The organism is Rhodococcus sp. 24CO, from assembly GCF_050586165.1.
Classification (GTDB): Bacteria; Actinomycetota; Actinomycetes; order Mycobacteriales; family Mycobacteriaceae; genus Rhodococcus_F.
The window spans coordinates 345,966-367,737 of sequence record NZ_JAZFNF010000004.1 but is presented as its reverse complement, the minus strand read 5'-3'; the positions used below and the strand labels follow the sequence as shown (position 1 = coordinate 367,737).

The following is a 21,772-nucleotide window of genomic DNA, read 5'->3' as shown; positions in this document are numbered from 1 at the left end:
AAACTCGGATGTCTCACGATCCGGCGCTGAGGAATCCCAAAAGGTCGTGGCGGGTGATGACACCGACGGGCTTACCGTCGTCGACGACCATGAGGGCGTCAGTGTCGCCGAGTGCCTTGGTCGCGGCCGAGACCGGCTCGCCCGATCCGATGAGCGGGAACGGCGCACTCATGTGCTTTTCGACCGAATCGGCAAGTTGCGCACGGCCTTCGAAGACCGCGCTGAGCAGGTCGCGTTCGGTGACACTGCCGGCCACCTCGCCCGCCATGACGGGCGGTTCGGCACCGACAACCGGCATCTGAGACACACCGTATTCACGGAGGATCTCGATGGCGTCGCGCAAGGTTTCCGACGGGTGCGTGTGCACGAGGTCGGGCAGTTCTCCCGACTTTCCGCGCAGCACGTCGCCCACGGTGGGGACGTTTGTCTTACCGTCGAGCGGAGTCCGCAGGAAGCCGTACGACGCCATCCACTGATCGTTGAAGATCTTGGAAAGGTAGCCGCGGCCACCGTCGGGAAGGAGTACGACAACAAGCGCGTCGGGGCCTTCGCGCTTGGCGACCTCGAGTGCCGCGACGACAGCCATGCCGCACGATCCACCAACCAGCAGGCCTTCTTCACGGGCGAGACGACGCGTCATCTCGAAGGAGTCAGCATCCGACACGGCGATGATCTCGTCCGGGATGGACGGATCGTAAGCCGTGGGCCAGAAATCCTCGCCGACACCTTCGACCAGGTACGGGCGACCCGTGCCGCCGGAGTAGACGGAACCTTCGGGGTCGACGCCGACAACCTTGACCTTGCCGCCCGACACCTCCTTGAGGTAGCGACCGGTGCCGGTGATGGTTCCACCGGTGCCGACGCCTGCGACGAAATGGGTGATCTTGCCGTCGGTGTCTGCCCAGATCTCGGGGCCGGTGGTCTCGTAGTGGCTTGCCGGTCCGCCCGGGTTGGAGTACTGGTTGGGCTTCCAGGCACCCGGGATCTCACGGGTGAGTCGATCGGAGACGCTGTAGTAGCTGTTGGGGTGCTCGGGTGCGACGGCCGTGGGGCAGACGACTACCTCGGCTCCGTAAGCACGCAGAACGTTTCGCTTGTCTTCGCTGACCTTGTCGGGGCAGACGAACACGCACTTGTATCCGCGTTTCTGAGCGACGAGCGCCAAACCGATTCCGGTGTTGCCTGAGGTCGGTTCGACGATGGTGCCGCCCGGCTTCAATTCTCCGGAGGCCTCCGCCGCGTCGATCATCTTGACGGCGATACGGTCCTTGGAGCTACCGCCCGGGTTGAGGTACTCGACCTTGGCTGCCACAGTGCCGTAGTTCTCGCCCGTGACGGACGTAAGTTTGACGAGTGGGGTGTTGCCGATGAGGTCTACGACGTGTTCCGCGATGCGCATCGCTCCATGTTCCCAGATCCGACGAATCGCTGCGCGTAGACGTCGGGCGAAGGTGCGTCGATCCGGCTAGATTGACCACTGTGAGTCGGACCGGAGTGAAGGCGTCGGTGGCCACACTGGTGGCCGGGTCGAGCGCCGGCACGGCGACGTGGCTGGCATACCACTACCTGATGTCGCAGGCCGGTGCCGCACGCGGCGTGATCGGACGCAACGTCTCCAAACCACCCGAAGCCGACGGGGTGTATTCGCCGGGCGCCGACGCACCGGAGCGGTGGTGGCGCGGTGTTCCGTTCGACCTCCATCTGATGATTTTCGGCGATTCGTCAGCTGCCGGGGTGGGCGCCGTGACGGCGGACGAGGTACCAGGTGTGCGGATCGCAAAACTCCTCTCGGAGGAAACCGGGAAGCGAATCCGTCTGAGCACCAAGGCTATCGGCGGCGCAACATCGCGCGGGTTGAGTGGGCAGGTCGACGCCATGTTCATTGCCGGGGCGGCACCGGACGCGGCGGTGATCCTGATCGGCGCAAACGACGTGACTGCCAAGAACGCGATTCGAGCATCGGCCAGACGTCTCGGTGACGCGGTGCGACGCTTGCGTGAGAGCGGCGGCGTCGTCGTGGTGGGCACGTGTCCCGATCTCGGGGTTGTCACCGCGATCCCACAACCGCTGCGGACCGTCGTACGCGAGTGGGGACATCGTCTGGCGGCAGCGCAGGCGTCGGCGACAAGAGCTGCGGGTGGGCATCCTGTTCCGCTGGCCGATCTGCTCGCAAAAGAATTCCTCGCTTCCCCGGACACCATGTTCTCGGCTGATCGGTTCCACCCGTCGGCGGCCGGCTACGAGCTCGCGGCCCGCCAGATAGTGCCGGTGCTCGCTGCGGCGCTGGGCGAATGGACCGGCGGTCCACTCCCCGATCTCCCACAGGTCTCGGACGCCGCACAGGCACAGACGATGACTGCCCGCGTATCCACTGCGCTGCACCGCGTTGGGTGGGTCGGCCGCCCGAAACCCGCAGTACAGGAGCTTGGAAACGACTGAGTGAGACGCCGTGCCGCTGTTTTCGGGCCGGCAACGTAAATTGGCAGTCGAAGCTGCATCCATCTTGCCCTGCTCGTCGCGCAGTCGTCTGCGCCGACCACGCAGTACACAAAAGGAGTTTTCATGCCCGAGGCAGTAATCGTCTCAGCAGTACGGTCGCCCATCGGCCGCGCAATGAAGGGTTCGCTCAAGGACATCCGCCCCGATGACCTCGCCACCCAGATGGTTGCAGCCGCGCTGGCGAAGATCCCCGAGCTCGATCCCACCGAGATCGACGACCTCATCATGGGTTGCGGTCAGCCTGCCGGACAGTCGGGCTTCAACATCGCCCGCGTCGTCGCAGTTCAGCTGGGCTACGACTTCCTCCCCGGCGTGACGGTCAACCGTTACTGCTCCTCGTCGCTGCAGACCACCCGCATGGCACTGCACGCCATCCGCGCAGGCGAGGGCGACGTCTTCATCTCCGCCGGCGTCGAGTCCGTCTCCAGCTTCGTCACGGGCAACGCAGACGGCCTCCCGAACACCAAGAACCCGCTCTTCGACGCAGCGCAGGCGCGTAGCGCCAAGCTCGCCGAAGGTGGAGTCGCCTGGACCGATCCTCGCGAAGAGGGACTGCTCCCCGACGTCTACCTGGGCATGGGCCAGACGGCAGAGAACGTTGCCTCAGCTACCGGCATCAGCCGCGAAGACCAGGACCGCTTCGCTGTCCGCAGCCAGAACCGCGCCGAGGAAGCCATCAACCGTGGCTTCTTCGAGCGTGAGATCACCCCGGTCACCCTCGCCGACGGCACCGTCGTCTCCAAGGATGACGGCCCGCGCGCCGGCACCACCTACGAAGGCATCAGCGGCCTCAAGCCCGTCTTCCGTCCCGACGGCACCGTCACCGCCGGCAATGCCTGCCCGCTCAACGACGGCGCTGCCGCTCTGGTGATCATGTCCGACACCAAGGCCAAGGCATTGGGCCTGACGCCCCTCGCCCGCATCGTCTCCACCGGCGTCTCGGGTCTGTCCCCCGAGATCATGGGCCTCGGCCCGATCCAGGCCGTCAAGAACGCCCTGAAGTTCGCCGGAAAGTCGATCTCCGACATCGACCTGTTCGAGATCAACGAGGCATTTGCGGTCCAGGTCATCGGATCTGCTCGTGAACTCGGCATCGACGAGGACAAGCTCAACATCTCCGGCGGCGCACTGGCACTCGGCCATCCCTTCGGCATGACCGGTGCACGCATCACCAACACCCTGATCAACAACCTGCGCGAGCAGGACAAGACCTTCGGCGTCGAGACCATGTGTGTCGGCGGCGGACAGGGCATGGCAATGGTGATCGAACGCCTCAGCTGATCTCCTGAGCACGTCGAAAACGGCCGCCCGGCTTCTGCCGGGCGGCCGTTTTCATGTAGTCGTGAATTTCTGAGCAAAACTTCCCAACTCGCGGATCAGCTCGCGCGCGGCATCATCCTCGCGCTGGACCGCCGCTCGGGCTTCCTCCGACCACCCTTGGCGCAGTAGCCTTTTCGCGGCCAGGACTGCGGGCCCGACATTTCCGGCGATCTGCGAGGCAGCCTCCATTGCTCGAACATGTAGCTGATCGGCTGGAACCGCCGCGACCGCAATGCCGATCTCGGCTGCTTCTACTCCGCTCAGCCATCTGGCCGTCAACAGAAGTTCGGACGCGCGTTGTGTGCCAACCACTTTAGGTAGCATCCAACTGCTCGCGGCCTCGGGCGCCGTTCCGAGTGATGTGAACGGGGCACGCAACCGGGCGTCGTCGGCAACGTAGACGACGTCGCAAAAGAGCAGCATCGTCAGACCGATACCGACAGCGGCACCGTGCACGGCAGCGACGAGCGGCTTCGGAAACTCCACCAGCGCCACAATCAAAGGCGCAAATGCGTGTCCGAAATCAGCGGTGTCCGCCCCGGGTTCGGAGAGCGCGCGCAGGTCCACTCCGCTCGAAAAGGCCTTGCCCGCACCCTCGATCACCACTACCGCGACACTTGAATCTGCGGCCGCGTCGTCGAGCGCTTTGGTCAGAGCCCGGAAGCCGGCCGCATCAAAAGCGTTGAGTCGCTCCGGTTTGTTGAACGTCACTGTCCGTACGGATCCGTTGTCCGAGACGAGTACCGCTGTCGACATGGATATACGCACGTCCTTCATCTATAGGAACCAAGCAACTGCTAGGTATCCCAAGCACCGTAACCCGGCAACACCGACAAAAGAAGGTGTCAGGAGTCGTAGGACAGAGATTCCGACAAGTCGCGGTTCGCATCGAGCTGGCCCGAAATGACAACGAGGTTCTGCTCGACACCGCTTATCGCGTCCGCGCCGGCGACGAACCGCCGCGGTAATTTCTCCGAATCGGAAAGTGTGACGAGAGCTCGGGCGAGCTTCTTCGGGTCGCCGCCCTGTTGTCCGTTCATGCTCTTCCACGCCTCGATCGTCTGCGCGGTACGTTCCGCGTAGTCCTCGATCTCGAGCTCCGGCCAGATGGTCGACGAGCCTTCGACCAACAGTTCCGTGCGGAAGAATCCGGGCTCCACTGCCATCGTGCTGATGCCGTACGGCTCGAGATCGAAGTGCAGAGACTCCATCCACCCTTCCAGAGCGAACTTCGATGCGGCGTAGGCGGCGCAGAACTCCTGACCGATCAGACCGGCAGTGGACGTAATGGTGATGACCTGACCTCTGCGCTGCTTCCGCATGACGGGGAGGACAGCATGCGTCACGTTGAGTGGGCCGAAAAAATTGGTTTCCATCTGCGCCCGGAACTGTTCGGGACTGATGTTCTCGAAGTAACCGGCGTAGAAGTTTCCGGCGTTGTTGACCAACACGTCGATGCGGCCGAAGCGTTCGACCGCAGTCGCAGCTGCCGCCTGCGCCGCTTCGGCTGAGGTGATATCGAGAGCAACGGCGAGTAGCTCCTCATGTGCACCGATAGCCTTCTCGACCCGGTCCGCGTTTCGTCCCGTCGCGACGACCGAATGTCCGGCGGTGAGCGCGGCTTGGGCGATGTCGACACCCATTCCTCGGCCAGCGCCGGTAATGAACCAAACCTTCTTTTCAGCCATGACTGTCTTCCTTCTGCAGTGGAATCGGCGCACATGCCGATCCGGATCGCCGGGATGACACTCAGCCAAACTCAGTTTCACCGAACGAGGGAGACCCTGTCTATACGGTTAATGCCAGTGCCTCCCTCGACTCGTCTACGGGGACGGGAGCCGGAATGGAGGATTCGACATGGACAACGAGGTTTCTCAACCGATGGTGCCCATCGGCTACGACATCGCCTGGTCCGTGTTCATGATCCTGTGGATCGTTCTCACGGCGGCTGCGCTGGTTTCGATCGTGAGATCCGATGCCGACCCAATCGCAAAAATCGGATGGTCTGCCTTTGCCGTCATCCTGCCGATCGTCGGGCCTGCGGCGTGGTTCTTCGCGAGCAGGCGTCGGCAGAACGCGCTATGACAAGAGACGCTATGACAAAACAAATGGCCCCTGCATCGCAGAGGCCATTCGTTTTCAGGAGTTGTCAGTCGCGACTGAAGTAGCTCAGCAGGCGCAGGATCTCGACGTACAGCCAGACCAAGGTGACGGTGAGGCCGAGGGCGACGCCCCAGGCTGCCTTCTCCGGAGCCTGTGCGCGGATCAGCTGATCAGCGGCATCGAAGTCGAGCAGGAAGCTGAAGGCTGCGAGACCGATGCAGACCAAGCTGAAGATAATGGCGATCGGTCCACCGTCACGCAGGCCGAGTCCGCCGTCGATAAAGAAGCTGGCAACGAGGTTACCCAGAGCCAAAACCACGACGCCGATCAAGGCACCGATGATCATGCGGGTCAGTCGCGGCGTCACACGAATGGCGCCGGTCTTGTAGACCACAAGCATGCCGAAGAACACGCCGAACGTGCCGAGAACTGCCTGTGAGATCAGCACCGAGGCCGACACACCGCCAGCCGCTTCGATCGGGGCGGTAAACATGAATGACAGAGCACCCAGGAAGAGGCCCTCGAACGCGGCATAAGCCAGCACGATGGCCGGGTTGTCCATCTTGCGCCCGAAAGTCGCAACGAGAACCAGGACAAGTCCGACCAGACCGCCGACGATCACAAACGGCGATGCGAGACTCGGGTCGTTGTTCACGAGGAAGTACGAGACCAGCGCGGTCAACGCAAGCACACCGAGCGTCATGCCCGTCTTGGTGACAACATCGTCGATTGTCATAGCCCGCGAGGTGGGGCCGGTCTGGTACGGCTCGGCCGGAGCGTACTGCGGCTGGCCGAACTGCTGGGTGACCTGCGAGGCGCCCGCCGTCGCAGATCCGAACGAGGCGTATCCGTTGCCCTCTTGCTTGGGCAGATTGCGGAACACCGGGTTGCTGGTGGTGCGCACCGTGATCATCCCTTCATCGTGGTGACCTGCGACGGGTGCGTCGCGGGTTCGCCGAACGGATCCGAGTTTCCGACCGGTCCGTGTACTTACAAAAAGTAAAGCACTCGTAATTTACAACGTCGGAGCGTTCGCCGTAGTTCCCGGCAGGTTTCCGGCGGGTCAACAGTTTCCGATACTAGGACGCTTTGATCGATCGCATGACGATGAACTTCGCGTTCTTGGCCATCGCTTGACTCTCACCGACTGCAGCTTTCAACGGTTCCCGGTAGCCCAGGTGGGCGTTGTGCACGGTCCACAGTTGCCCGCCCGGACGCAGTACCCGACCTGCTGCCTCGAACAGCTTGAGTGCACCACCGGTATGAACGGCGGCACCGACGTGGAACGGCGGATTCAGGAGGACCAGGTCGACACTGGCGTCGGGCAGAGTGCTCATGGCGTCGTCCCGTAGGCCGCGAACTCGATCTCCGACACCGTTGGCCGACGCCGTAGCCATCGCCGACGCCACGGCTGCCGACGACTGGTCCGTGGCAACTACCTGAGCGTCGGAGAACTTCAGCGCGATAGCCGTCGCCAGAATGCCACTGCCACAGCCCAGGTCGACGACGTCGCGGGGCGTGATGTTGATCTTGCCCAGATTTTCGAGCAACAACCGGGTTCCGATGTCGAGGCTCGCACCGGCAAACACCGCTCCGTGCGCAACCACGTCGAGACCGAATTCGTCGAGCCACTCGGTCATCGGGAACGTGACCGCGACGTCGGGCTTCGGCTCAGCGGCCCGCAGAACACGGGACTTCTGCCGGCCGCGCGACGCACTGACCGACGAAAAGGACTCTGCGAGAACCTTGTTCATGGCCGGGGTGATGTGCTTGTCGCGCCCGCCCGCAAAGACGCGTACCTCCGGATCGGCATGGAGCGCGATCAACTGGCTGATCTCTCCAAGCTCGGCGAGGCTGCGCGGCAACTGCATGAGGACAACGCGAGCGCCGCGCAGCAACTCTTCGCCGAGTCCGTGTGATGTGTAGCGCTCGGTGAAGCCGAGTTCGCGGGCATTGTTCGCCAACGCCAGTTCGCCGGTGAGCGGGTCCTGGTAAACCCGAACCTCGGACCGGCCGTGCTCGAGAACCGCTCCAGCGGTCAACGCGCCGTAGTGATCGCCGACAACAACCACCGATCCCGACGGCGCCGCCGCGAGTGCGTCGGCGGCCTCGTCGAGAATCAGCCGATCAGCCGCGTCGACAGCAAACAGATTGGGTGCCTCGATGTCGGGAAAGCGGCGGAGTCGATCGAACATTTCGGGGGTGTCGGACATGCGGACCAGTCTCTCAGGTCCGCCTGCCCAACACTCAATCCCGCTCCGAGCAGGTGATCAGTTCGACATCCACTGCACGACGTTGTCGACGTCCTCGCGGGAGGTGCGGAACCCGTTCACGGGGTGTTCCGTGTCCGCGTATCCGAAGGAGATCGCGCACACGACCTTGCGGGTGTCGTCGATGCCGAAGTGCTCGTGGATGAACTTGGAGCAACCGGCAAGCGCCGCCTGCGGGATCGTCGCGACGCCAAGGCTTTGAGCAGCGAGGAGAAAGCTGTTGACGTAAAGCCCACAGTCGACGGCCCCGTAGGTCCCCAAAGCCTCGTCCGTGGTGATGATGGCGACGTGCGGAGCGCCGAAGAGCTCGAAGTTCTTCATGGTCTGAGCTCCGGACCCGGCGCGGTCACCGTGTTCGATTCCGACGCTCGAGTACAGTGCCATCGCGCAATCGAACCGGCGCGACTTGTAGACACCTTGATACTCGCGCGGGAACTCGAAATCGGATTCCTGCGGATTGGCCATGACATAAGCGCCTATACCGGCCCGGAACTTTTCGGTGCCCTCGCCTTCGGTGATTGCCACCTGCCACGGTTGGGTGTTGCACCACGACGGTGTCTTCTGCGCGAGCCGCAGGATCTCGTTGATGACATCACGAGGAACCTGACGATCCTCATAGGCCCGGCAACTGATTCGGGAGTCGAGGAGCGATTCGAGGCTCGACAGGGTGGCGGTGTTCTCGGTCATGTATGCGTCTCCTCGGTCTTGACCAGCGTGTCTTTCTAGCGTTCGTTAGACCCTAACCGGTTGCGGTTTTGAAGGCCGACGCCAGCTCCCCGAAGACAGTCATTGCCTCGTCAGGGTTCGGATCGAGAGCTCCGAGAGCCACCAATACATCGGTCGCGCCGGCGTCGACAAGTTCTTCGGCCCCGAGCATCGTCGCACGTAGATCGATCGATCCGTCCGACGCCCTGGCGATCGTCAGACGTCCACGGATGTCCAGGGTTGACCCGTCTCGGCCGAGATCAGCCATCGCTTTACGGATGACGGCCCCACCCTCTCGCAGGTCGTCGTTGGTGGCGCCCATGATCGGAATCCACCCGTCACCCCAGGTTGCGACACGTCGCACGACGGCCTTGGACAACGAGCCGGACACCCAGATAGGGATTGCAGCGTCCGGCCGAGGCGCGCAGTACACGTCGTCGAACTTCAGGCGGGGTGTGTCAATGTGTGCCGGTGCCGAAGCCCACAGTGCCCGGCAGACCGCCAATGCGTCGTCGAGAAGCGGTCCGCGCTTGCCGAAGTCCATTCCCGCAGCATCGTATTCACGTTCCTGCCAACCGGTTCCGACTCCGAGATCCAAGCGGCCACGCGAGAGAAGGTCGATGGTCGCGGCGGTCTTGGCCAGCACCGCTCCCCCACGCAACGCCGCGATCACGATGCCGGTGCCCAGTCGAATCGTTGTGGTCTGTCCGGCAACAAAAGCCAGCACACTCAAGGGTTCGAGCCAGTTCGCGTCCGGCTCGGTGGGAAACGCCGACCATGTGTATGCGGAGTTGTCCGAACCCATCACGACGTGATCGGTGACCAGGACTCGATCGAACCCGGCTGCTTCCGCGCTTTGACAGACCTCAACCAGTTTCCCGTAGGAATCCGCGGCCAGCGTCGTGCCGAAGTTCGGAACATTGAGACTCAAAGTTGTCATGGGTCAAGCCTTTCGGGGGCGATTGGTCCAACCACCCTCTTCTGCGGGGAACCAACCGCCCGCGGCGTGGGAGCCACCGTCGACGTGGATGACGGTGCCGGTGATGTACCGCGCCAGGTCCGATGCAAGAAACAGTGCCGGCCCGGCGATATCCACGGGTTGACCCGGGCCACCCAACGGTGCCCACTGCGGCCACTTGGCCCAGTCATCGGCGGCGACGATCGACCGGTACGGCACCTGCACGGACTCGATGAGATCGGGCGCAATTGCGTTGACGCGCACGCCTGTTCTACCGATCTCGACGCCGAGGCTTCTGGTGAACTGCGTCAGCGCGGCCTTGTACGCCGAGTACACGGTGTGCCCCGGGATTGCCCGATGCGCTTCCACCGTGGTCAGATTCAGGATCGATCCGCCTGCGCCGCGTTCGATCATGCCGGGAAGCAAGGCATGTGTCAGGCGCAGAACCTGATCGAAGTTGATATTGCCCATGTCCGACCAGAACGTCGGCGTCGTGGCCGAAAAGGTTTGTGGCGGTGCCAGAAAGTGGCCGACGTTGTTTACCAGAATGTCAGGTGCGAAGTCGATCAGCTCCTGCGGTATTTCGGCTTCGCGGACGTCGTAGCACAAACTGACAACCGAACCACCTGCTGGGGAATCGAATTCGATGTCCGCGACAGGCTCGGTGTCGACGTCGACTACAAGCACGTGCGCGCCATGGCTCGCATACGCCCGGGCGATTGCGGCGCCGATCGCGTGCGCACCACCCGTCACCACCGCCTTCTTACCCGTCAACATCGGCCCCGGAACAAACGCCGAATTGCTCACCACAAACATCACTCCGTCACTGTTCTCGCTCGGCAACTCGAGATGAGGCCGCTACGGAGTGCACCATCACACAAAGAAGTAACAAACCGCGTCTGTGTTCTCACTCAGCGGCAGAAGGCAATCTGTAATTTCGGCGAGACTCGATGAACGCGTCGACGTCCGCCGCCGGCATCGGACGGCCTTCCAGATAGCCCTGGACGACGCGGCACCCGCACTCGGTCACTACGGCTCTTTGACGATCGGTTTCGACGCCCTCGGCAACGGTTTCCAAGCCCATCGACTCGGCAATGTCGACAATGGCGCGAAATACCGCTGTTCTCGACTCCGTCGGGTCCGCATCCAACTGACTCACAAAAGCGCGGTCGATCTTCAACCTGTCCACCGGCAGCATGGACAGACTCGCAACCGATGAGTACCCGGTACCGAAATCGTCCATGGCTATGGCAACACCCAGCTCCGCGATACGTACGAGTACTTCTCGATCCGAGTCGTCGATAATCAGAGACTCGGTCACCTCGATCTCGAGCCGCTCCGCAGCCAAGCCTGTTTCGCGGAGAACTTCGCGAACGGATTCGACATACCCCACCGAACGCAACTGCACCTGAGAGACATTCACCGCAATGCGCACGTGATCCGGCCACGTCGTCGCCAGCGCGGACGCGGTGCGCAATACCCCAGCCCCGATGGGAACGATCAGGCCGGTTTCCTCCGCGACCGAGATGAAATCAGCCGGTGAAACCACACCGGACACCGGGTGGTTCCACCTCAACAGCGCCTCGAACCCCACAACCGCGCCGGTGGCAGCCGAAACCTGCGGTTGGTAGGCAAGTTCGAACTCGCCGTTCTGCACGGCCATTCGAAGATCCAGGAGCGCTCTGGCTCTACCGGTAGCGCGCTCACGCAGAGTCAAGTCGAACCGTCTGATTTGATTCCGGCCACTCACCTTCGCGTGATAGAGCGCGAGGTCCGCGACAACCACCAAATCGTCCAGGGTCGCGGCATCATTCGGAAGTGAACCGTATCCCAGGCTTCCCCGAACCCGAATCGAGTTGCCGGCGAGATCGAACGGAACATCGATCGCATCAACTATCGACTGGAACCGATCCTTGACTACCTGCCCGTCCTCGACCCCGCTGAAAGCAACAGCAAATTCGTCGCCGCCGAGGCGGGCACAAGTTTCCGTCGGGCGCAGCACGGCGTTCAACCGTGCCGCAACATCAACCAGCACGTCATCGCCGACGCGGTGCCCCCAGCGGTCGTTGATCGACTTGAAATTGTCGAGATCGAGCATGGCCAGCCAGACCTCATTTCCGTCGGCGATCATCTTCGACAACTGCGCGGTGAATGTGTAGCGATTCTGAAGTCCGGTGAGCGAATCCACCTCGGCAAGCTCGCGAATGTACTCCCGCTGCTGATGAGCGCGCGTGATATCGGAACCGACGCCGCGCCAACCGCCATCGGAAAGGCTGTCGCTCCTACGATGCCCGGACATCGACCACCGTCGAGGTCGACCACCGATCCACACCTCCAGTTCGATGTCACGGAATGCGTCACCGTTGTCGAGACGCTCGACGAGTGTGTCGAGCGCAATGCGTCCGGTCGCTGTTCTGTCGGCCCCGACTCCCTTCAGAATTTCGCTCATGGCCCGTCCACGGATCTCGGTGGCCGGCAATCCCAGACTCTCCGCAAAACGATGGGACACAGCCACGGCGACACCTGCGTCGTCGGTTTCCCACAGCCAGTCCTGCGCACCGTCTTCGAGATCGTTGAGTAGCAGTTCGACAAGGTCGCGCTGATCCTCCGCATTGAGTTCTGCGCGCAAGCGACGCTCGAAAACGTTGGCCAAGACCAATGTTCCGCGCTGAAGCGAGACGAGATAGACACCGAGCAACGCTAGTAGTACCCAACGCTCTGAACCTGGTTCCGTCCAGAATCCCCACACGAGACCACCGCCGACAATCACGATCCACACCGTCGCCAAACCCCGGAACATCACTACCGGAATGACCCCGACAACCACGCCTCCCAACATGATTGCCGCCAACGTCAATTCTTCGGCCGCATCGAGAAGCGGAAAGAGAACTACAGCGGCCCACGCCAGCAGTAACGCCCATGTGACAACCTGAATCGCCACGACAACAAGATCCGTGATCTCTCGCTCGGCTTCACGTTTCTTGAGTCGTGTAAACCAGAACACGGCGAGCGAGATATTGGATCCGAGTACCAAAGCCATCCAAATCCACCGGAACCAATCGGTTTCGACAGGCATAAATGCGACGACCAAGCTCAGTGAAAATGCCGCGACGAGGAATGCCATGGGTGCGACGCGCGCAGAGTAGTGCAATCGGCGGATGAGGAGTCTTCGATCTTCGTAGTACGACGCGGGGTCGCCCGTCCACGACGGGTCGATAAGATGAAACACAGTGTTGAACGCCCGCTGCCTCAACCTTCGGCTCTCACTCATCGATGCACCGACACGATCTGCATCAAATGCTCGAGCGCCATCGCGTCACCAGCGACACGCCCCTGCACCGTCCGCACTTTCATGTCGGCTGCGGCAGCGAGTTGTTCCTCGCTGTCGACGCCCAGCATCACCGCCTCCATGCCCAAGGACTCGACCAAGGTCACAACGGCGGCAAGAATCGGCCGTTGCCCCGGAACGGTTCCCGAGAATGACCTATCGACGCGGACGCGTGTGAAGGGGAGATCGGACAATGATGCAAGAGAAGAGAATCCGGTTCCGAATTCGTCGACGGTCAACGAAACACCAAGCCCGGTCACTCCACGCATTCCTGCCTTCGCTCGCTCCGAGATCGCCGATGATTCGGTGAGCTGCAACTCGATTCGACGAGCGAGAACGCCCCATCTGTCGAGTGCGTCCGCAACATGGTCGACGAGCCCATCCGATTCGAGTTCGCGCCCGGACACGCTGATCGCCAACCTGATATCGTCCGGCATCCTCGATGCAGCGCTGCATGCCTTCTCGAATAGCATCGAGCCGACCTTCGACGACAATCCTGCGTCGTCGACGACAACCATGAATTCGGTTGCCGGGACCATTCCCAGTCTCGGGTTATTCCACGTCGCCTTGACCTCTACCCCGACGATCGCACGCGAAGCCACATCGATCTGTGGCAGAAAGCGGAGCTCGACATCGTCGGGAGATATGCCATTTCCGATGTCTTCCAAGAGGTGTGCGCGTCGGGTCGCAATGAGTTGCATCGAATGCTGATACTGGAGGATTGTTCCTCGACCCGAGTCCTTGGCTGCGTAAAGCGCAAGGTCCGCCGCTATCAGAAGGCCATCAGCGGTTTGTCCCGGATCAGTCGGAACGTGGAAACCTATGCTGCATCCGATATCCAACCGGTTCCCCGATACCAAAACCGGTTCGCGGAGAATATCCACGTAACTCAGCAGATCCGTATGTACGGTGTCGTGATCGTCAACCTTTCGGAACAAGATTGCGAACTCGTCACCGCCGAGGCGCGCACAGAGGTGTGATGCACCGCCCACTTCCACCAGTCGTGCTCCCACCTCTTTCAACACTTCGTCGCCTATCGAATGTCCCAGCGTGTCATTCACCGATTTGAAGTTGTCCAGGTCCAGCATCGCCAGCGCGATCCGAGGTCTCCCCTGTTTCGAATTACGCACGCTACGTTCGAGTTCCAACCAGAAATTGTGCCGGTTCGGCATTCCGGTCAGAGCGTCGATCAATCCCATGCGAACGATTTCGTCGCTCTGAATCTTCACATCGGTGACATCCGAACCGACGCCGCGCCAAACAAAATCGCCGGGTGCCAGTCCGGGGGTCGGCCGCCCGGACAATTTCCACCATCGCGTGGCGTCGCGTACCCGTACCGGAAGCATGACATCGACAAACGCATCCTTTGTGCTACGAGCCTTCTCGAGTTCCAACAGCGCGCCAGGCCCACCGGCTAGGTCGTATGACCCCAGCTCGGCAAATAGTTGCTGCCACGACACGCCTCGCACCGCGGCCGGATCGACCCCGGCATCGAACGCGAGCCGGCTGGGAATCCGCAAGAACCGACCTTTGCTGTCGGTCTCCCACACAAAATCGGCGGCATTGCCTTCGAAATCGTCGAGCAGCATTTGCGCAACAGTGCGCTCTGCTGCGGCGCTGAGTTCCGCTTTGTAGCGCGCTTCGATATGCCCCGACACCACGACCGTGCCGGCGATCAGCGCGCTCCCGTAGACCACGAGACTGATCAGAAGCCGTCCGAACTCCGGACCCGGTTGCTGCCAGAACGCAATGCCGAGAACTACCGTGCTCGACATAATCCAGACGACCCCCAGAGAACGCAGCACCGCCGTGGCCAACGTGCCCGCACCGATGATCGCCGCCATCGTGCCCGTCATCACCAGGTCGCCGGCGTCGTCGAGAATCGGGTACAGGACGATCGCAAGCGCTGAGTAAAGAACTCCTGCTGCGGCAAACTCGAATGCCAGGAAGGAATAGGCGAGTCGATCGGACTGCAGGATCGCCCCTCGTTTGACGGCAAACCCCACATACGCACCGACAAAGCCGACTATTCCTGCGGCAATCGGCCAGACCCTGAGCCAAAGGCCGCCGTCCTCGGGAATGACGTATATCGACAAACCGAGCACAGCCAGGAGGTGCACCGCGGCTGCCCAAGGCAGCATCGCGTAGCTGACTGTTATCTGCCGGTTCCTGAGGTCACGCCGCTGCGCAGCTGTCAGGGCGCGCTGCTCACCGAGCAGTGCCGAACGTGGTTCGAAAACCATCGAGCCCCCTCGCCCGTCGGACTCTGTGCGGACCGACCTGCATGCAGCTTTGCACCAATCGGGCAATTATGCCGTAACAAGAATTCGCCCGTCGATACAGACGTCCAAGTGGCACTACGGTAGGAAACCACACGATTGCCCCGAAGTCAGCAAACTGCGAGCGCCGTCATGGCAACATCATGTGAATCGACCGTGACATCGACCGGACACCGGCAAGGTTCCGCACTGGTCGAGGAGGCTCGGTTTATGTCCACGCCGTCACCAAAATCGGACATCAGGAACAATGGGATCTGATCGACCATCACAACGAACAAAATTCGCAACTGATCGCGCACCAGGTTCCACGATCGAACTCTTCGGGTTCAGAGAAGGACAACAACGATGGCAATCGACTACACCCGGCGCCCCTCGGAATCCACGCCCTCCACAGGCTCGGTCAATCTGAGCAAGATCACACTGACCAAAGCCGCACCGACGGTCAATCTCGCCAAGGCCGGCGAACGCCAGGGAAACATGCGCGTGAATCTCAACTGGTCACAAGGTGCCGCGCCGAAGAAAACGGGTTTCCTGGCCAAACTCGCCGGCTCAGGATCTGGTGCCGTCGATCTCGACCTCGGCTGTCTCTACGAACTCGCAGACGGTTCCAAAGGGGTTGTCCAAGCGCTGGGCAACAGCTTCGGAGCATTGAACACCGCGCCGTTCATTCTGTTGGACGGCGACGATCGCAGTGGTTCGAACACCGGCGGCGAGAACATGCACATCAATCTCGCCGACCCGAGCGTCTTCCGACGGATACTGATCTTCGCGATGATCTACGACGGCGCACCCAACTGGGCTGCCGTCGACGGCGTCGTCACCCTGGAGCCGACCGCTGGACCCCAAGTGGAAGTTCGACTGGACTCTGCCAGCAATCAGGCTCGCATCTGCGCAATCGCCTTCATCCAGAGTTCCGGGCAAGGCGTGAGTGTTACTCGGGAAGTGCAGTACATCAACGGCAGTCAGTCCGACCTCGACCGCGCCTACAGTTGGGGCATGCAGTGGTCTGCGGGCCGCAAATAAGCAGCGACGAGACCAATCAAGGGCTGCCGTCATTGCGCAATTTGTCCATATTTGACCGTGTAATTAGCTAGGCTCGATTTCTGTGGGGTCAGACATGAGGGGTCAACTCGACACCGATAGTGGGTCGGCCGTGCTATGTGCTTAGCCTGGTCGGCGGTGGTGCCCCGATTCGCTCGAGATCGGGGCATCACCTAGCTCTCTCGCCATGCGATGCGCCGCAATTTCGCCATTTCACACGTGGTTTCGCGGCTCTCCGGCACGGGTACCAGGGAGGAAGTTCTCCGCGAGCTTCTTTAGAGATAGAACTGGTGATCCGAATGTGGGTGAAGCGAACCGACACAGCGCTGATCGTCATCGTTGCCGTCGTCCTCGGGATCATGGTGTGGATCTCGAGTTCTCACCTCGCCGCGTCGATCGGGGTCACCGTCGCCGCTGCCGCAACCTTCTGGATCGCCTGCGGATTCATCCACGGGTTCCATTCCCCGAAATGATCTTCATCCCTGCCGTCAATGAATAGTCAAGTACCGCAATAATTTTGACCCATCAGTTGAACGCAGATGTCTTGAAGAAGTGGACGTGCAGTCGACATCGATGATGTGGGCCAGCTTCTTCGGGAGCTCGATCTCGTCCAGCCCTCTGATGGCGTAGGACTTTCCACTCGGTCTGATCGTCACGCGGGCACCGGGAATGACGCCGGCGTTGACCAGAAACGTAATGAGTTCGGGGTCGGACTGCGCATGTTCGGAAATGCACCTGACGACGCCGGTCACCGGCAGAGTCGATTCCGGAATGTCAGCCAGTTTTGTTGCTGCACCCATTGATTCAACTGTGATTCCGAAGTGCTCGAGCCCCGGAATGGGGTTTCCCCACGGTGAAGTGGTCGGACCACCGAGGAGGTCGACGATGCGCCGCTCAGCCTCCTCGCTCATGACATGTTGCAGGCGGCAGGCTTCCCCATGCACGAGTGTCGTCGGCATGTTGATGACGTCGGTGAGCAGTCGCTCGGCCAATCGATGTTTGCGAGTCACCTCGATGGCACGGATGCTTCCCGGATCGGTTAGTTCGATGAGGTTATCGTCGGCAATCGAGACCAGACCGGCTCGTTTCATTCGTGCCACGGTGTGAAATACCGTCGCAGCGGCCTGGTGCATTCGTTCGATCAAGCGAGATTGCCGCACCGGGACACAATCCTCGTTGAGGTCGTAGATGGTGCGCAGATACATCTCAGTGGTGTTGACGATTTCCTTCACGCGGCCAGATGCCTTTCCAAACCGAAGTGGTGCTTGCTCGAACGCAGTAATGGTTCCGATACCGCACTTTGGTGGCGCCGAACCGGAGCAGGGATAGTAGAGCCGTGCGAATTCTTGTGGTGGACGACGACCGTAATGTCGCGGAAACTGTGCGCCGAATGCTGGTGGCCGAAGGCTGGGTCGTAGACGTGGAACATGACGGCCGCGCGGGGCTGGAGAAGGCGACCACAGAGCATTTCGACGTCGCGGTTCTCGACATCATGATGCCTGCCCTCAACGGGTACGAAGTGGTGCGCCAACTGCGCCGCGACGGTGTGTGGACACCAGTTTTGATGCTGACTGCCAAGGACGGAGAGTACGACCAGGCCGATGCCTTCGATTTCGGCGCCGACGACTATCTGACAAAGCCTTTCTCCTTTGTCGTGCTGATAGCGCGATTGCGGGCACTGGTGCGCCGCGGCGCACCGAAGCGGCCGGTGGTGCTGACTGCGGGTTCGCTGAGCGTCGATCCGACCTCTCACGTCGCCAAACGAGGAAATACCGAGTTGTCCTTGGCTCCAAGAGAATTCGGAATGCTCGAGTTCTTGATGCGCCACAAGGGCGAAGTCGTGACCAAAACCGAAATCCTCCAGTCCGTGTGGGACATCAACTATCGAGGCGACGAGAACGTCGTGGAGGTGTACGTCAGCTACCTGCGCCGACGGATCGACACCCCGTTCGGGTGCAAGTCGATCGAAACGATTCGCGGGGTCGGCTACCGGTTGGCAGCCGACGGTGGAGGCTAGTCGCTCCACGGTGGCACCGGGAGCGTGAATCCGACGGCGGCGCCGCCGCCGGGAGCATCTGCAACAGTGACGTTTCCGTGGTGGGCCCGTATGATTTCGTCGACGATCGCCAGACCGAGACCTGAACCCCCGCTGCTACGTTCACGGACAGTGTCGAGACGGACAAAGCGTTGCAGCACACGCGATTTATCGGCATCGGCAATCCCGGGCCCGTTGTCTGACACGGTCACACTCACCTGGCGCCGATCGGCGTCGACGGTTATGTCGAAGTCCAGGCGGTCATCGGTGTGACGGGATGCGTTGTCCACGATGTTACGCAAGGCGCGAGCCAGTTTCTCGCCGTCACCTTGTACCCGCACCGCGCAAATTTTCGCGGTAATCGTTTGGCGGCCAAGCGCTTCCAGGCGTGCGACCTCGGCGCTGACCACCTCGTCGATGTCGACATCACCCAGCCGCAGTGGGACGCCATGCTCGTCGGCGCGGGCCAGGAACAACAGATCCGAGACCATCCCCTGCAACCGAAGAGCCTCGGGCATCATGACCGTCGCCACGGTCTCCGGGTCGATGGGCTGCTGCGTAGTCCGGGACAGATCGAGCAGACCCACCAATGTGGTCAGCGGACTGTTGAGCTCGTGCGACGCGTCGTTCACGAAGCGCATCTGTTCGGCACGGGAAGTTCCGATACGGTCGAGCATTGCATTCATTGTGGTTGCCAGAGTGGCGATCTCGTCGCCGGTATCCGGTACAGGCACCCGCTGATCGAGGTCTCCACCGGTAATGTCGTCAACCTGTCTACGAATGTCGTCAACCGGTTTCAGGGTCCGGGCGACAAAGTAATGGGTCGAGGCGGCCGTCCCGATCACGATGATCGGGATCACCACGGCGGCCAGCACTGCAACAAAGCGAAAGAGCGAGTCGAGTCGACTCTCGGCCGCCCCGACCTCCACGGTGATCGCTTCACCACTCGGGGCGCGTGCACCGACAAGTGCCCCTCGATACCCGGGACCGTCCGGGGTTGTCCGCAAACCACTTTCCCGTCGTTCCTCGCCAGGCGCCAGCCCCGAGCCGAGTGGACCAGCCGGATAACGCTCCCCACTGAACACCACGTGCCCCGCGTCGTCCACCACCTGAATGAGGTCGACGTAGCGACTGTCGGTCAGCAACGACTCGTCGAGGCCGGCAATCCCCTTCGATTCGACGACCGCCGCGATCTGCCTCGCGCGGGCTGTCGTCGCCACGTCCGCTGACTGGCGCGACGACTGGTACAGGGCGTAGAGAACTGCCCCTGCCGCAACAGCCAACGTAAGCGCTACCAACAACGTCGCCAGCACCGTCAGACGGGTACGCACCGGCCTGAGCCGCCGCCGAATTCGGCCGGTCCAGGCAGTGAGTGATGAGTGCACGAGTAAGACAGTAGACGCGCCATGCAGTCGATCCGTAGCGCAACTCAGCGTCCCCTAAGTATTGCTGGTCCAGGATGCATTCTGTGCGACGTGCCGAAGTGCTGTCGTCACCACACACACCGAAGGGACACCATTCATGGCTACTCGTACCGGGCACCGCCTGGCCGTCGCCGGCACCATTGCCGGCCTGTCGGCACTCGCCCTCGTCGTCAACCCGGCAATCGGCTCCGCAGCGATTACCGGCGGCGCATCCGTGCACGCCAACGCCGGCGCAGGCACCATCACCACCTCGATCACCGGCCTCAACACCACCAAGGGTTTCGTCAAGTGTGAGGGCACCGTTTACCGCGCCGACGCCACCATCCTCGATTCGACCACCAAGGTCGGCTCGAGCTACCTCGTCGTGGGTGACACCATGGTCGCCGGTCAGGTACTGACCAACGCCTCCGGCGTCGGCACCTCCGCCGTCTTCCCCGACGGCGAGTACCAGGTCCGCACCAAGTGCAAGGAAGACGGCGACACCGACTACCAGGATCCGATCGCATCGGTCCGCGTCACGGTCACCAGCACCACTCCTCCGGCTACCGGTTCGCTTGACCCGTCCGCACTCATCAAAGGCCTGCTCGACGGCGTTTTGAGCCAGTTCGGCAGCTAGAGCATCTGATCGCATACGCGGCGCGAACACCACACAGTCGAATCCGAATAAAGGAACCCGTCATGACAAGGATGCCCGAGCGTATTCGCGCCGCGTATAACGCCGAAATGTACGACGTCGGTACTACCAGCGACGACGCGCAGAAATGGATTCACCTAGAACAGGCCCACATCCTGGCGCAGCCGTACCCGTGGCCGCACACGCGCAATCACATCGCAATGCTCACACTGGCACTGCGGCAACGTGATTGGCGCGAAGTGCGCGGGCAACTCGTGCGGATTGTTGTTGCGACGCCCGGTTCGGTCCTGCGCCGCTACCCCGCCGGCAACACCGGACGCACTGCTGCTGGGCTCACGACACCGATGCCGATCCCGGATCAGCTGGCGAACCTTCTCACCAATTCGGCTTAGCCGACCCACCACTGGATTCCGTGGCGCTTCGGACTGGAATGGCCAACCCGCAATGCGGGCGGGGACTGTGCGGATCATCGCGACTGCTCGACATTGATCCGTGTTACAGGGGCAGCTCGCCCACAGCGGCCGGCCCGGCCGGAAACGACAGTTACCGCTCCGCCAAGACGTCTTGACGATGCCGGATACACGCACAGCACCGTCATCGACTCCGTCGCACACACTCGATGCACTGTCGCGCAGTGGGTAGCGCCTCCAGTCTGGCGTCTGCAATCGGCTCCTGGCAGACCTCACAAATTCCGTATTCACCTGACCGGAGGCGGGTTGTCGCCGCATCCAAATCCCGCAATTCGGCTTCGGTATCGGCAATGAGAGACGTGATTTTGGCCCGCTCGAACGCGATGGTCGACCCTTCGGGATCGTGTTCATCGTCGTCGGTAGTCCAACGGGAGCCTTCGATTATGGATTCGAGTCCTTCGCGGAGCGATGCCAATCGGTGCTCTGCCCGCCGCCGTTCAAGGCCGATGGTCGCGTGGAAATCCTGCATCACAGTATTCAACGCTGCCCAAGCACCGCGCACAATGCGTGCGATCTGCTGGTCGGAGAGAGCTGCGTGCCCTCTGCGTACCGAAGCGAAACTGGATGAACATCCGAGGCTTCGACTTGTGCGGTGAGCTGGTCTTTTTGGTGCCCCCAGTCGGACTTGAACCGACACTTGACGGATTTTAAGTCCGTTGCCTCTGCCAATTGGGCTATGGGGGCCTACCCTGCTACCGCCGGTTTC

The 21,772-nt window shown here is 61.7% G+C and carries 21 protein-coding genes and 1 tRNA gene; 8 read left to right on the top strand and 14 right to left on the bottom strand.

What is annotated here, in order from left to right:
- Window positions 1-13: 13 nt before the first annotated feature.
- Window positions 14-1,399: a cystathionine beta-synthase gene (locus V2B23_RS11870; protein WP_430950514.1), complete on the bottom strand. Its 1,386-nt coding sequence runs from the start codon at window positions 1,397-1,399 to the stop codon at window positions 14-16.
- Window positions 1,400-1,470: 71 nt separating this feature from the next.
- Here V2B23_RS11870 and V2B23_RS11865 point away from each other — a divergent pair, with 71 nt between their 5' ends.
- Together V2B23_RS11865 and V2B23_RS11860 are read left to right on the top strand one after the other, a co-directional pair.
- Window positions 1,471-2,439 (top strand): SGNH/GDSL hydrolase family protein, encoded by a 969-nt coding sequence (locus tag V2B23_RS11865; protein ID WP_430950513.1) that lies wholly within the window; start codon window positions 1,471-1,473, stop codon window positions 2,437-2,439.
- 123 nt (window positions 2,440-2,562) lie between these two features.
- Window positions 2,563-3,780 (top strand): acetyl-CoA C-acetyltransferase, encoded by a 1,218-nt coding sequence (locus V2B23_RS11860; RefSeq protein ID WP_033234533.1) that lies wholly within the window; start codon window positions 2,563-2,565, stop codon window positions 3,778-3,780.
- 51 nt (window positions 3,781-3,831) lie between these two features.
- Here the strand turns inward: V2B23_RS11860 and V2B23_RS11855 are convergent, their stop codons facing one another.
- Both V2B23_RS11855 and V2B23_RS11850 read right to left on the bottom strand, forming a co-directional pair.
- On the bottom strand, window positions 3,832-4,575 hold the full coding sequence (locus tag V2B23_RS11855; RefSeq protein WP_430950512.1) for an enoyl-CoA hydratase/isomerase family protein: 744 nt from the start codon (window positions 4,573-4,575) through the stop codon (window positions 3,832-3,834).
- Between the two features lie 89 nt (window positions 4,576-4,664).
- Entirely contained in the window at window positions 4,665-5,507 is an 843-nt protein-coding gene (locus V2B23_RS11850) for an SDR family oxidoreductase (RefSeq protein WP_430950511.1), read from the bottom strand.
- 169 nt (window positions 5,508-5,676) lie between these two features.
- Between V2B23_RS11850 and V2B23_RS11845 the strand changes: the two genes are divergently transcribed.
- Complete coding sequence (locus V2B23_RS11845; RefSeq protein ID WP_430950510.1) at window positions 5,677-5,904, top strand: PLD nuclease N-terminal domain-containing protein; 228 nt, start codon at window positions 5,677-5,679, stop codon at window positions 5,902-5,904.
- 64 nt (window positions 5,905-5,968) lie between these two features.
- Here the strand turns inward: V2B23_RS11845 and V2B23_RS11840 are convergent, their stop codons facing one another.
- From V2B23_RS11840 to V2B23_RS11810, 7 genes are all read right to left on the bottom strand, one after another.
- On the bottom strand, window positions 5,969-6,826 hold the full coding sequence (locus tag V2B23_RS11840) for a Bax inhibitor-1/YccA family protein (protein ID WP_172937472.1): 858 nt from the start codon (window positions 6,824-6,826) through the stop codon (window positions 5,969-5,971).
- 175 nt (window positions 6,827-7,001) lie between these two features.
- Window positions 7,002-8,135 carry a class I SAM-dependent methyltransferase gene (locus V2B23_RS11835; RefSeq protein WP_430950509.1) on the bottom strand — a complete coding sequence of 378 codons (1,134 nt, stop codon included), beginning with the start codon at window positions 8,133-8,135 and terminating at the stop codon, window positions 7,002-7,004.
- 57 nt (window positions 8,136-8,192) lie between these two features.
- Entirely contained in the window at window positions 8,193-8,879 is a 687-nt protein-coding gene (locus tag V2B23_RS11830; protein WP_430950508.1) for a nitroreductase, read from the bottom strand.
- Between the two features lie 52 nt (window positions 8,880-8,931).
- Window positions 8,932-9,837, bottom strand: coding sequence for a TIGR03619 family F420-dependent LLM class oxidoreductase (locus V2B23_RS11825; protein WP_430950507.1), 906 nt, complete (start codon window positions 9,835-9,837; stop codon window positions 8,932-8,934).
- Between the two features lie 3 nt (window positions 9,838-9,840).
- Entirely contained in the window at window positions 9,841-10,671 is an 831-nt protein-coding gene (locus V2B23_RS11820; protein ID WP_430950702.1) for an SDR family NAD(P)-dependent oxidoreductase, read from the bottom strand.
- 91 nt (window positions 10,672-10,762) lie between these two features.
- Complete coding sequence (locus V2B23_RS11815) at window positions 10,763-13,126, bottom strand: putative bifunctional diguanylate cyclase/phosphodiesterase (protein WP_430950506.1); 2,364 nt, start codon at window positions 13,124-13,126, stop codon at window positions 10,763-10,765.
- Window positions 13,123-15,426 carry a putative bifunctional diguanylate cyclase/phosphodiesterase gene (locus V2B23_RS11810; RefSeq protein WP_430950505.1) on the bottom strand — a complete coding sequence of 768 codons (2,304 nt, stop codon included), beginning with the start codon at window positions 15,424-15,426 and terminating at the stop codon, window positions 13,123-13,125. The genes V2B23_RS11815 and V2B23_RS11810 overlap by 4 nt, the downstream gene beginning before the upstream one ends.
- A gap of 381 nt (window positions 15,427-15,807) precedes the next feature.
- Between V2B23_RS11810 and V2B23_RS11805 the strand changes: the two genes are divergently transcribed.
- Complete coding sequence (locus tag V2B23_RS11805) at window positions 15,808-16,485, top strand: TerD family protein (RefSeq protein ID WP_430950504.1); 678 nt, start codon at window positions 15,808-15,810, stop codon at window positions 16,483-16,485.
- A gap of 323 nt (window positions 16,486-16,808) precedes the next feature.
- Entirely contained in the window at window positions 16,809-16,976 is a 168-nt protein-coding gene (locus tag V2B23_RS11800) for a hypothetical protein (RefSeq protein WP_430950503.1), read from the top strand.
- A gap of 15 nt (window positions 16,977-16,991) precedes the next feature.
- Here V2B23_RS11800 and V2B23_RS11795 read toward each other — a convergent pair whose 3' ends face one another.
- Entirely contained in the window at window positions 16,992-17,735 is a 744-nt protein-coding gene (locus tag V2B23_RS11795) for a metal-dependent transcriptional regulator (RefSeq protein ID WP_430950502.1), read from the bottom strand.
- A 104-nt stretch (window positions 17,736-17,839) separates the two neighbouring features.
- On the opposite strand from V2B23_RS11795, the gene V2B23_RS11790 reads away from it, so the two are divergent.
- Window positions 17,840-18,520, top strand: coding sequence for a response regulator transcription factor (locus V2B23_RS11790; protein WP_430950501.1), 681 nt, complete (start codon window positions 17,840-17,842; stop codon window positions 18,518-18,520).
- Here the strand turns inward: V2B23_RS11790 and V2B23_RS11785 are convergent.
- Window positions 18,517-19,923, bottom strand: a complete 1,407-nt coding sequence (locus V2B23_RS11785) for an ATP-binding protein (protein WP_430950500.1) — start codon at window positions 19,921-19,923, stop codon at window positions 18,517-18,519. The genes V2B23_RS11790 and V2B23_RS11785 overlap by 4 nt on opposite strands.
- A gap of 136 nt (window positions 19,924-20,059) precedes the next feature.
- Between V2B23_RS11785 and V2B23_RS11780 the strand changes: the two genes are divergently transcribed.
- Together V2B23_RS11780 and V2B23_RS11775 are read left to right on the top strand one after the other, a co-directional pair.
- Window positions 20,060-20,578 (top strand): hypothetical protein, encoded by a 519-nt coding sequence (locus tag V2B23_RS11780; RefSeq protein WP_430950499.1) that lies wholly within the window; start codon window positions 20,060-20,062, stop codon window positions 20,576-20,578.
- 62 nt (window positions 20,579-20,640) lie between these two features.
- Window positions 20,641-20,988, top strand: coding sequence for a DUF3703 domain-containing protein (locus V2B23_RS11775; RefSeq protein WP_430950498.1), 348 nt, complete (start codon window positions 20,641-20,643; stop codon window positions 20,986-20,988).
- 202 nt (window positions 20,989-21,190) lie between these two features.
- Here V2B23_RS11775 and V2B23_RS11770 read toward each other — a convergent pair whose 3' ends face one another.
- On the bottom strand, window positions 21,191-21,535 hold the full coding sequence (locus tag V2B23_RS11770; RefSeq protein ID WP_430950497.1) for a TraR/DksA family transcriptional regulator: 345 nt from the start codon (window positions 21,533-21,535) through the stop codon (window positions 21,191-21,193).
- 138 nt (window positions 21,536-21,673) lie between these two features.
- Window positions 21,674-21,750 (bottom strand) — tRNA-Leu (locus V2B23_RS11765).
- Window positions 21,751-21,772 lie beyond the last annotated feature (22 nt).